Origin of the sequence: Thermoanaerobacter siderophilus SR4 (genome assembly GCF_000262445.1) — a bacterium.
GTDB lineage: Bacteria > Bacillota > Thermoanaerobacteria > Thermoanaerobacterales > Thermoanaerobacteraceae > Thermoanaerobacter > Thermoanaerobacter ethanolicus.
Genome location: NZ_CM001486.1, coordinates 49,001 through 60,750 on the forward strand (window position 1 = coordinate 49,001; position 11,750 = coordinate 60,750).

Annotated in this window: 11 protein-coding genes; 5 read left to right on the forward strand and 6 right to left on the reverse strand. The window is 33.4% G+C overall.

Annotated features, from left to right (window positions below; genetic code table 11):
• Positions 1 to 85: 85 nt before the first annotated feature.
• Positions 86 to 2,449 (forward strand): phosphodiester glycosidase family protein, encoded by a 2,364-nt coding sequence (locus THESIDRAFT1_RS00275; RefSeq protein ID WP_006569130.1) that lies wholly within the window; start codon positions 86 to 88, stop codon positions 2,447 to 2,449.
• A 2-nt stretch (positions 2,450 to 2,451) separates the two neighbouring features.
• Here the strand turns inward: THESIDRAFT1_RS00275 and THESIDRAFT1_RS00280 are convergent, their stop codons facing one another.
• Positions 2,452 to 3,096 (reverse strand): hypothetical protein, encoded by a 645-nt coding sequence (locus THESIDRAFT1_RS00280; protein WP_006569131.1) that lies wholly within the window; start codon positions 3,094 to 3,096, stop codon positions 2,452 to 2,454.
• A 93-nt stretch (positions 3,097 to 3,189) separates the two neighbouring features.
• Between THESIDRAFT1_RS00280 and yyaC the strand changes: the two genes are divergently transcribed.
• Positions 3,190 to 3,699, forward strand: a complete 510-nt coding sequence (yyaC, locus tag THESIDRAFT1_RS00285; protein ID WP_006569132.1) for a spore protease YyaC — start codon at positions 3,190 to 3,192, stop codon at positions 3,697 to 3,699.
• A gap of 2 nt (positions 3,700 to 3,701) precedes the next feature.
• Here yyaC and THESIDRAFT1_RS00290 read toward each other — a convergent pair whose 3' ends face one another.
• The 5 genes from THESIDRAFT1_RS00290 to THESIDRAFT1_RS00310 all read right to left on the reverse strand — a co-directional run bounded on the left by THESIDRAFT1_RS00290 (position 3,702) and on the right by THESIDRAFT1_RS00310 (position 9,522).
• Positions 3,702 to 5,141, reverse strand: a complete 1,440-nt coding sequence (locus THESIDRAFT1_RS00290) for a Gmad2 immunoglobulin-like domain-containing protein (protein ID WP_006569133.1) — start codon at positions 5,139 to 5,141, stop codon at positions 3,702 to 3,704.
• Positions 5,142 to 5,224: 83 nt separating this feature from the next.
• Complete coding sequence (locus THESIDRAFT1_RS00295; RefSeq protein ID WP_006569134.1) at positions 5,225 to 6,625, reverse strand: sensor histidine kinase; 1,401 nt, start codon at positions 6,623 to 6,625, stop codon at positions 5,225 to 5,227.
• Positions 6,626 to 6,635: 10 nt separating this feature from the next.
• Entirely contained in the window at positions 6,636 to 7,313 is a 678-nt protein-coding gene (locus tag THESIDRAFT1_RS00300) for a response regulator transcription factor (RefSeq protein ID WP_006569135.1), read from the reverse strand.
• A 53-nt stretch (positions 7,314 to 7,366) separates the two neighbouring features.
• Positions 7,367 to 8,383 (reverse strand): LacI family DNA-binding transcriptional regulator, encoded by a 1,017-nt coding sequence (locus tag THESIDRAFT1_RS00305; protein WP_004402491.1) that lies wholly within the window; start codon positions 8,381 to 8,383, stop codon positions 7,367 to 7,369.
• 317 nt (positions 8,384 to 8,700) lie between these two features.
• The gene (locus THESIDRAFT1_RS00310; RefSeq protein ID WP_006569136.1) at positions 8,701 to 9,522 is read right to left on the reverse strand and encodes a Cof-type HAD-IIB family hydrolase; all 822 of its coding nucleotides are present in this window, start codon (positions 9,520 to 9,522) and stop codon (positions 8,701 to 8,703) included.
• 222 nt (positions 9,523 to 9,744) lie between these two features.
• On the opposite strand from THESIDRAFT1_RS00310, the gene THESIDRAFT1_RS00315 reads away from it, so the two are divergent.
• The 3 genes from THESIDRAFT1_RS00315 to THESIDRAFT1_RS00325 all read left to right on the forward strand — a co-directional run bounded on the left by THESIDRAFT1_RS00315 (position 9,745) and on the right by THESIDRAFT1_RS00325 (position 11,643).
• Entirely contained in the window at positions 9,745 to 10,419 is a 675-nt protein-coding gene (locus tag THESIDRAFT1_RS00315; RefSeq protein ID WP_006569137.1) for a YetF domain-containing protein, read from the forward strand.
• A gap of 2 nt (positions 10,420 to 10,421) precedes the next feature.
• Positions 10,422 to 10,805 carry a DUF4363 family protein gene (locus tag THESIDRAFT1_RS00320; RefSeq protein ID WP_003869261.1) on the forward strand — a complete coding sequence of 128 codons (384 nt, stop codon included), beginning with the start codon at positions 10,422 to 10,424 and terminating at the stop codon, positions 10,803 to 10,805.
• Between the two features lie 73 nt (positions 10,806 to 10,878).
• Complete coding sequence (locus tag THESIDRAFT1_RS00325; protein WP_004402502.1) at positions 10,879 to 11,643, forward strand: tRNA (adenine-N1)-methyltransferase; 765 nt, start codon at positions 10,879 to 10,881, stop codon at positions 11,641 to 11,643.
• Positions 11,644 to 11,750: the final 107 nt, after the last annotated feature.

Here is an 11,750-nt window from a genome sequence, read left to right on the forward strand (position 1 = left end):
TTTATGTTTTTGTAATACACCTGTAATAATGCAATGGTACAATTAACCTGTAAAAACACAATAAAAACCAACTGGAGGGATATAATTGAGAATTAAAAAAATCTTATCTTTATGCATCAGCTCTCTTCTACTATTTTTAGCTTTTCCAATGCAAAATGTAAAGGCCGATACATATACAATCCTTGAGGCAAAAGAATTTGCACAAAATTTAAGTAAAGGAGTAGTACATAAAAATATAACCTATTTTACGACTGAAGGATGGATAAACATTAACGTGTTAAAAGTGGACTTAACTGATAAATATACTGATGTATCAGTAATTTTCAATCCTACTGGCATAAAAGATAGAATGCCAGTGCGTGAAATGGCAAATTCTTATGGTGCTGTGGCTGCTGTGAACGGCGATTTCTTCGATACAAAAACAGGATTCGTAATAGGAGCAACAGTAAAAGATGGAAAGTTAATAACAGACCCTTCAAATGAGGGTAAACTGGCCACTTTCTCCATTGACGCAAATGGAGTTCCCTCTATAGAATATTGGTCAAAAAGTATGTCCGTTACTCTTCCAAACGGCACGAAACTTCCTCTTGCCGCAATAAATAAAATAAGCAATACTTTTGAGTATTTAGTAATGTACACAAGGGATTGGTTTACAACATCTCCGGGAGCAAATGAAAATGTACCTCAATTGGTAGAAGTCGTTGTAGATGAAAATGACAGAGTATTAGAAGTGCGTCAAGGACAGCCTTCTGTCGAAATACCACAAGGCGGATATGTGTTGGCTGGTGCAGGTTATGTAGGTGAAAATTTACTCACTTTAAAGCCAGGAGATATAATACAAAAAGACATAAATACAAATCCTCCCTTTCAAAATCTCAAAATGGCTGTAAGTGGCGGCACAATCCTTGTAAAAGACGGAGAAATTGCGCCTTTCACTCATGAAATAAAAGGCTACACAGCACGAACAGCAATAGGCTATACTCAAGACAAAAAATATTTGTTCATCGCCACTGTTGACGGTACTTCAAGCCGTGGAATGACACAAACAGAAATGGCAAATTTAATGATATCCTTAGGTGCATATGATGCTTTAAACTTAGACGGTGGCGGGTCAACACAAATGGCAATAAGACCAATAGGGGATACTGACGCTAAACTTGCAAATTATGCTCCTGAAGGCTATGAAAGAAAAGTAGCAAATGGAATAGGAATATTTAACACAGCTCCTAAGGGAAATCTATACGCTTTAAAATTAGAAGTATCAGATACTAACGTGTTTAAAGGACTTCACAGGACAATTACAGTTAAAGGATACGATGAAAATTACAATCCTGTCATAATTAATCCTGAAGAAGTTTTGTTTTCAGTAAGTGGAATTACTGGAGTATTTAGTGGTAATGCTTTTATGCCAACAAGCGTAGGAGAAGGTGTTATAACTGCAAGAGTAGGAAATGCTATTGGGACTATCAAGATAACTTCACTTGACAAACCTGTAGACATACGATTTAATCCAGCTAATATAGTCGTTGATAAAAACAAAGCAGTACCCATAACAGTCACTGCAAAGAACATAAAAGGCTACAGAGCTTTAATAGAACCGCAAGATATCACTTGGGATGTTTATAACAACATTGGCAATATAGATAGTAAGGGAGTATTTATATCCTCTAATTTCGATGCGAGTGGTGCACTTGTCGCAAATATACTGGGAGAAAAAGCCATTTTACCCGTTAAAGTAGGGCAAGGTTCAGAATTTGACACGTCAGTACTTCCTAAAGTTACAGAGTTTACACAAATAGACCCAGCTAACAAAGAAGTGCCTGTGAAAAATACTTCTAATTCTTTTAAATTTATGGTATTTGGTGATACAAAATACAATACCCTTTTGAAGTTGCAAATATCTTTAAAAGCGGCTGATATTGCAAACAAAGAATACCCACTGGCTATATTTTTAGGAGATGTAGATGAAAAAGTTTTAAATAATTTGAAGGTTAAATACATTACCACCAATGAGAAGTATGAGGTATATAATTATAACAATTCAACATTTATTGCCCTTAACAATCGCAGTGGAAGTCTTTTAAGTCCTGATAAAAACCAATGGACTTGGTTTAAAGAACAGCTCAGCAACGTAAAAGGAGATAACCTTTTTGTCATACTTCCTAAACCAGTATGGGGAAGTGATGGTTTTAAAGACGTAAAAGAAGCTACTTTATTTGAAGAGACTCTAAAAGAATTTAACAAAAATACAGGTAAAAATGTGTGGATTATATATAACAGCAAAAGCAAGTTTTACACTACTTTAAATGATGAAATAAGATACATCACAACTTATGGTACAGACGTAGAAGGCAATACAAATGACATATACAATGACTTTGGCTTCATTTCTGTAATGGTAAACGGCAAAGAAGTAAACTATCAGTTTAAAAATCTTATAAATAAATAAATTTAGCGAAATTTAAAACCCCTTCTAATTTTAAGGAGGGGTTTATTTTTTGCAAAATATTCATTTGCTATTTCTACAAGGTACTGAACATCTTCAGAGGAAAGCTTATTTTTTAATATTTCCATTATTTTGTCATTATCCTTCTGTGTCAAACCCTTCTGAGCCATTTTCATAATTTCGTTCATATCATCTGTTCCTAATTTAAGGATAATATTCATTACTTTGATTTTTTGTGAAGGTTCCATCTCATTTTGCACTTGTAAAATCTTTTCTGGAGTAATTATTATGTTGTCATCGCCACTATTTTCCTTTTCCGTTTTTTTGTTATTTTCCAAATCATAAACTTCTCTGTTTTTTTGTTTAAGCAGGTCCTCTAACATTTTCTCTTTAAAAATCCTTACTTTTCTGGCATTTTCACTTCCTTGATTTCTTTTTGCCATTTCTTTTTCTTCTTTATCTACTTTTGAACTGGCAGTTTGCTCTTCTTTACAAACTGTCTCATTTTCTTTTGTAAGTTGGTTTTCACTTTTATCCCACAAATCTTGTTGAGAAAAATAAATAGGTTCTTCAAACTTTGTCTTCAACATAAACATAGTAGTAAAAAGAGCAATTGCAGTAATCAAAGCCAAATATTTTAACCCCTTCATCAACAACCATTCCTTTCATTAATATTGCACATTTTTATTATTACTTATCATAAAGGTTTTAATTCAGCTTATTTTAAAGGAGGCTATTTATATATGGAGGAATTAAGACTTAAATATGACGACTCAAATGCAATTTATTTCATATCAAATTTTTTAAGTACATATTTAAGTCCTAATTCAATTTTTTTATGTATCGGCACAGACAAATTCATAAGCGACTCATTAGGACCTATTGTGGGTGACTTGCTTTCCAAAACTATTCCATCAAATTATTTCGTTTACGGCACATTAAAGTCTCCGATTCATGCTATGAACTTAGAAGAAAATATAAAATACATAAAAAAGAAGCATCCTAATAGTAAAATTATAGCTATAGATGCTTCGTTGGGAGACAAAGAAAGTATAGGAAAAATCTCAATAAAAAAAGCCCCACTGTACCCTGGAAAAGGTGTGGGGAAAATGCTTCCTCCTGTTGGAGATATTTCAATAGTAGGCATTGTCGATGTATATGACTCAATTCCTTTAAATTCCGTAAGATTAGGGTTTGTATTTGACATAGCCGAAGTAATTGCCAAAAGTATTCAATTAGCCTTGAAATACTAAATTCACTTAAGTTTTAATGGGATAGAAACGAGGTTTTGCACAGAACCATCTTTAGGACTTAAAGAGAAGACCTGAAGAATACCGTTTTGAGGCTCTTTCAATGGTTTATAAGAAATTATAGCTTCAAAATCTCCCCAAGAAGGAGCAGCATTACTTGCTTGTACAAAAGTCTCATTTAAAACATTTCCATTGCTGTCAACAAGCCTTATATTTACATTCCCTTCAAATATTCTCGCTTTGCCTATTACTTTAAATGGGCTTGTCACAACATTGTTTCTTACAGGAGATATTACTTTTATGTTAGGCTCATAAGATATGTTACTTCTATCCGAAACTATTATAGCCCTCGCTTCTTTATCTTTATTTAGTATTATACCCAGTTCATCACCTATTTTTATTTCTGCAAAGTTTATGTCTTTTTCCGCATACTTAAATCCTCCTTGGCTGTCATAACCTACTTTCGCCTGAAAATGTATAATAGCATCAGGCAATACCTTTATATCCGGCCCTACTTGATTTCTTACGTCCTGAGAGTCCTGGTATTCTCTTTCAATTGTTATAATTCTGTTTTGATAGTCAATAGCCTTCACTATACCGTATATGAAAGATTCTCCTTTAAGAGAATTTGCTTCAGGTATTTGAGTAAACTTGGCTTTGACATTGTCTATAACCCAAATATAGTTACTCCCTTTGCCAAGAGGCTGAACCAATGTTATGCTGTACATTTTGTTATCGTGTATCGCCTCTACATAAGCTACACCATTATCTTCGCTTTTTAAAGTCAAATCATCTTCACTTCCAATCCCTATTATCCCGCCTTCTTTTCTAAGGAGTTGGATAGGGTCAAAACGCCATGTTTCTTTTCCTAAATCTGCTCTCTCTTGTAATTTCTTTATCCTATCTGGGTTATTGTATACATCTCCTATTAATATCATTCTTTTTAAAGGATCTAAACCTATTTTATATTTCCCTACCGCATCAATTTTATTTCCTTCTACCAGTATTTGAACACTGTCAACTCCGGGTATATCGGTCAAAGCATTTATGAGTGCCGCAACTCTTAATTTGTCTATTTCTTCATCTTCACTGTCTTGTAAAAATTCTTTGGATAAATTTACAAAAGCAGTTCCCTCTTGTAATTCTATAGAGATTAGCTTTGTGCCACTAGGGAATACCGGTTTTGCGTATTCATCTGTCGGCCCTTTAATCATTTCAATTACAACTTGTTTTAAAACATCAGCATCCTTAGAAATAAGCCTTTTTTCTAAAATAAGTCCATTCATTTTATCATTTAAAAAATAAAGAGAAATCTCTTTTGACACGTCTTGTACCATAGGCTTTGGATTTATAGGGGCATTTTCATCATTGCTATTAACTTTCGCAAAGCACCCCGACAGTGTCAAAATAAATAAACCTATCAATACTAAGGCAATTCTTTTCACTTTTATTCCCTCCCTCTAGTTTAATCTTACTATACTTTTGTTACATAAACATTAAATAAACATAAAAAAATCATTAAAAAAGCTTAATCCTTTTTCTTTTTGGGCAGGGAAATTTTAAATACAGTTCCTTCTCCCACTTTACTTTCCACTGTGATTTTGCCTTCATGAATGTCTATTATCTCTTTAGCAATAGCAAGTCCTAAGCCAAAACCACCGCTCTTTTTAGACCTTGCGGTATCTCCTCTTGTAAACCTGTCAAATATTTTGGGAAGAGTTTCTTCACTTATACCTATTCCGTTGTCAGCAATTGTTAAATAAATATTATTTTCATCTTCCTCCAAACCCACTATGACATTGCCACCATTATAGGTGTATTTTATTCCATTTTCTACTATATTATACACCATTCTGTAAAATCTATCCGCATCCACTTCTGCGAAGACATTACTTTTGCCTTGAAAAGCAAGGTTTATTTCTTTTGCCTTTGCAAGCGGAGCGAGACTTTCTATGACGTCCAATATGATTTCACTAATTTCGCATTTCTTCACTCTCACTGATTTAATTTTGTCCATTCTTGCCAACTCTAATAGGTCGTTAACTAGTCTTGTCATCCTATCAATTTCACTGTCCACATCCCTCAATATTTCTTTATAAAAATGTACATCCTCATTTCTGCTATCTATTAATGATTCAACCAAAGCCTTTACTGACGCAAGAGGAGTTTTAAGTTCATGAGATGCATCTGAAACAAATCTTTTGCGCTCTTCATCAATCTGCATAAGGCTTAAACTCATTTTATTAAAAGCTCTCGCCAATTTTCCTATTTCATCATTACTTTTTACGTCCACCTTATAATCCAATTTCCCTTGAGATAAAATATTTGCTGCTTCTGTTAATCGTTTTAAAGGATTAGTAATGTAAGAAGCCACTAAAAGGCTTAAAAGGCTTACCAAAAATCCAATACCTGTAAAAGTATATATCATGCGATACTTTATAGAGTTTAAAAGGTCTATTATGTTATCTATAGAAGAAGATATAAGTATTGCCCCTACTACATTGTTTTTTGCTATAACGGGGACTGCAGTATACATCGCCCAACCTACACCATTTATATCATGAATACTTGTAGAACCCTTGCCATTTAAAGCCTCTTTTATATCGCTGTAATCCTTTATTACTTTTCCTTCAAATTCCTTTGAGGAAGCAGAATCTACCAATACTTTTCCATTTATATTAGTAAAAAGTATCCTTGAATTTATTTGTTTTGCATACTCCATTATAGTGGGCTCAATCAGATAAGAAGAAGAGGTTCCTACAAATCTTGATACAAAATTAGATACCATATTGGCTTGCATTAAATTATTGACTCTGACATTGTCTAAATAGCTTTTTTCAATATAACGGTAAAGATAAAACCCAGTTAATGCCAATGAAATTATTAAAATTATCAAATATAAAGAAAAGATTTTCCACCTTAAACTCATCTTATCACCTTTACTTCATATAGTATCCTGCACCCCATTTGGTGAAAATATATTGAGGATTTGCAGGGTCATCTTCAATTTTCTCTCTAAGTTTTCTCACATGCACTGTAACAGTATTAGTATCACCGTAAAAATCAAATCCCCATATCAAGTCTAACAATTTATCTTTCGTATAGACTTTTCCTGGATTAGAAGCTAACAACACTAAAATTTCAAATTCTTTATTTGTAAGCTCAATTCTCTTGCCTCTCTTGTAAACTGCTCTTTCTGGAATATTTATATAAAGTTCTCCCCTTCTTATTTCGTCTTTCCTCTTAGTATAAGGATTTGTAGCTCTTCTTAAAAGTGCTCTTATTCGCGCAATAAGCTCTCTAGTATTAAAGGGCTTCGCTAAATAATCATCAGCTCCTATTTCTATCCCTACAATCTTGTCAATATCATCTCCTCTTGCAGTAAGCATAATTATGGGAATATTTGAAAAAGTCCTTATCTCTCTACACACTGAAAAACCGTCTAACTTAGGAAGCATAATATCTAAAATTACAAGGTCATAATTCCCTAAACGAACCTTATCAAGCCCTTCTTCTCCATCGTAGGCAGTATCAACTTCAAACCCTTCTTCTTCTAAAGAAAGTTTTAAACCTTTTACAAACATCTCTTCATCGTCTATAATCAACAATTTTTCCATCTAAACCTCCCCCTGACACCAGTATATCATAATAATTTACAAAAAAAATAGCCTTAACGGCTATTTTTTTCTTCTCCAAAGCCAGTAGATTCTCTTACAATCAACTGATGAGGCAAAATAACATGCATTTCTTCAATAGGTTCTTTTGCTAAAAGCTTAGTTAAAAGCCTCATGCTCACAGCCCCTATATCATAAGCAGGCTGTTGTATTGTAGTAATTGTCGGTCTAAAAATAGTAGAAATGTAAGTATTGTCAAACCCCACTACATGGATATCCTCGGGCACTTTAAGGTTTGAGTCAAATATGGCGTTTATGGCAGCAGCAGCCATATCATCTGATGCTGCAAACACTGCATCTACCTTGTATTCCAAAAGCTTTAGCATAGCTAAATACGCTTTGCGAGTTTTAAACTCTCCTTCTACTACTAATTCAGGGTCATATTTTATGCCGTGTTCTTCGAGAGCTTTTTTGTAACCTTCAATTCTTTGAAGCCCTCCTATAGGGTCATGCATAGGCCCTGAAATCATACCTATTCTCTTATGCCCTAAAGAAATCAAATATTTTACTGCGTCGTATGCGGCTTTTTCATTGTCAATCATAACACTAGGAAATCTCTTATCTTTGTCCTGAGTACCTGCCAGCACCACCGGTACACCAAATTCGTTAAACGTTTGTATAACACTATCCCTTACAATATCCCCCATAAAGATAATCCCGTCTACTTGCTTTTCTCCTAATATTTCTATATATTTGACTTCCTTTTCCTCTTTTTGGTCAGTATTACACAAAAATATGTTATAATTATACATCGCCGCAATATCCTCTATCCCTCTAACTACCTCAGGATAGAAAGTACTAGAAATATCAGGAACTATAAGCCCTATAGTATGAGTCTTTTGGATCTTTAAACTACGAGCTAACGCATTAGGCTTATATCCCGTCTTTTTTATAGCCTCTAATACTCTCTGTCTCGTCTCGTCTGTAACAACAGCACTGTTATTTAACACTCTAGAAACCGTAGCAATTGAAACCTTTGCTTCTCTCGCCACATCTTTTATCGTTGCACTCATTGCACATCACTCCCAGGATTAATCGTTTTCGCTTTATGTTATTTTACTTTTTAAAAAGAATTTTGTCAATAGATTTTTTCAATTTTTTTCATTCATTTTCATGAATTTTTTTGACTGACTCATCTTTTAACTCTCTTTTTTGTTCTTTTTCGCAAAATAGAGGCAAAAAAGAGAATAACATATATAAAATCCCAACAAATATAATAACCAAACTGATAAATTTTATAACCATACCTTCCATGGTCATCACCTAAAATAAAAAATATATTACCGCCCTCGCGGTAATATATTTTATTCCCTTTCGTTTAAACTTGTTACTATACAGCTACTGTCTTTTTATTTAAGAAAAATTTATCTATTACATGAGCAACTCCATCTTCATCATTTGATAAAGTTGTATAATCCGCTTTTATTTTTACAATGTCAGGAGCGTTCCCCATAGCTACTCCCAATCCTGCATATTCTATCATTGACAGGTCATTTAGATTGTCTCCAATCGCCACTACCTGCTCTCTTTTTATACTGTACATATTGGCAAGAGTTTTTAAAGCATTTCCCTTGCTTACTCCTTTTGCATTAATCTCTAAATGTCCTCCTCCAGAAGTAGAAATGGTCAATCTTTTTGAAATTTCGTCGTAAATTTCTGCATCAATAGAAATAGGATTTTTCATATCATTCAACGCATAGATTTTAGCCGTTACGCTTCCCGTTCTTTTAAGAAATTCCTCCAAATTCCCCACCGCATTTACAGTAACATTGTTAAAAGAAAGGTACCACTCTACTCTATCAGTTATTTCTTCCACGTATAACTCATCATCAATATAGAGGTTAATATGGTATCCACTTTCTTTTAGCAATCTTATTGCAAATATTGCATCTTCTGTCTGTATAGGATTGTAATAATACACCTTTTTAGTGTAAATATCTTTTATTAAAGCACCGTTATAAGAAATCACCGGAGCATTAACATTAAGTTCAAAGGCATAAGGCAAAATAGAAGAAAACATACGTCCAGTAGCAATAGTAAAAATGACTCCCCTTGAAATCACCTCTTTTATTGCTTCTTTATTTTTATCAGAGATTTCAGAATTACTATTTAATAAGCTCCCATCAGCATCTGTGACAAAAAGTTTATACATATTCTTCAACCCCTATTTTTTATTTATCCCTTACCTATATTATAACAGTTTGTAAATTTACATACTATATCATAAATTGTTATAAAACGTTACCACTGAAAATTTTACATTACAAAAAGTTTTTTAACAAACTTTATTGCAAAAGATTGGAATAAATGTAAATGAATATTTTCAAAATCCTTCAACAATACTATATATGGAAGACTTAGAAAGGGTGAAAACATGCTGATACTGTTTTTTCGCACAATAATTTTATATGCTCTCGTCGTAATATTCATGCGAATTTCAGGAAAACAGCAAATAGGTCAACTTCAGCCCTACGAGTTAGTTGTAGCAATCATGATAGCAGACTTAGTGGCAATTCCTATGCAAAACAAAGGGATACCTCTTGTATCAGGTATTATACCTATTTTAACCTTATTAGTCTCTCAGCTTTTTTTATCTTATTTGTCAATAAAAAGTTTGCGAGCCAGGGCTATAATCTGTGGTACTCCTACAATTTTAGTTGAAAACGGAAAAATCCTTACATCTCAGCTCCAAAAAGAAAGGTACAACATAAATGACCTTTTGGAAGAGTTAAGAGTCAAGGGATATCCTAACATAGCTGATGTAGAATACGCAATACTCGAAACAAATGGCAGTTTAAGCGTAATACCAAAATCCAATAAAAGACCAGTTACACCACAAGATTTAAATTTGACACCTCAATACGAAGGCTTGCCTCTTCCAATAATAATTGATGGAAGAATTATGCACCAAAATATGCAAAAAGCGAGTATTGACATGGAATGGCTAAACGCACAACTTAAAATGTGGAAAATACAAAATGTCAAAGAAGTGCTTTTTGCCTCTTTAGATACCAATAAAGTTTTGACTGTTTACAGAAAGGAAGGTTAAATGTGCGATATGTAGTTCCTTTGATGATATCCATTGTCGCTTTCGTCCTGCTTTTAGATATTGTATCTTTTAACTACCTTGATAAAACCTCTGAAAATTTAGATAAAATGCTGACAATAGTTCAACAAAATATAGAAAAGGAAAACTGGACTGAAGCAAAGAAAAACATAGATAAAGCAGAAAAAGAATGGAAAAATATAGACAAGAAATGGGCAATACTGATAGAACATAGAGAAATTGACGAAATAGAAATAAACATGGAAAAATTAAAAAGCTATGTAGAAACAAAAAACAAAGATTTAAGCATGGCACAGCTTAAAGCTATTAAAATGTTAATAAGACATATACCCCAAAATGAAAAACCAACTCTTGAAAATATCCTTTAATCTGTAACTTTATAATATAATGTGTTATAATATAGGCATAAAAAACCCTTTTAAAAGAAAGGGGGAATAAAATGTGGATTCAAAAATCACTACAAAACGAGTAATAATAGGGCCAGATAATTTTAAAAAAGTAGTTGATCTATCCTCTACCTCTAAAATAGGACTGCCAAAAGGTCAAATTGATACAGATTTTTTGTCCCAAATAAAACCCGGCAATAGTTTTGAAGTACACGGAGTAAAATATTACGTACTTAATTGTGATACTTTTGACTACATAATGCACTCCTTAAAGCGCCAAACACAAATTGTCTATCCAAAAGAGGGAGCTTACATAGCAATGCGCCTTGACATTTTTCCAGGCAAAAGAGTAGGTGAAGCAGGAACAGGTTCTGGAGCTTTCACTGTATACCTCTCTCGCGCTGTGGGACCTTATGGAAGAGTATATACATATGAACAAAGAGAGGAATTTTATAAGCTTGCACAAAAAAATCTCAGCGAATTTTTGGAATTTGACAATGTCATAATGTACAATAAATCTATAAATGATGGAATCAAAGAAAGAGATTTGGACGCATTTTTCTTAGATGTTAGAAAACCATGGGAAGTTTTAGAAGAAGTAAGAAAAGCACTAAAACCTGCAGGACACTTAGGAATATTAGTTCCCACTACAAATCAAGTATCTGAAAGTTTAGCTGCACTTGAAAAAAATGGGTTTTATATTTCAGAAGTCAGTGAAATTATGCTTAGAAAATATAAATTAATCCCTCAGAGGTTAAGGCCAGAAGACCTGATGGTAGGTCACACAGGTTATCTCATTTTTGCAAGGAAGCTAGAATAGTAATTGTCTTTATTGACTCTATAAAAACATTGTGCTATTTTAAAAGTGGTGGTATCTTCATAGAACCACACACTTCATAAAAACTTAATAGGGCTTATATGCCCCGC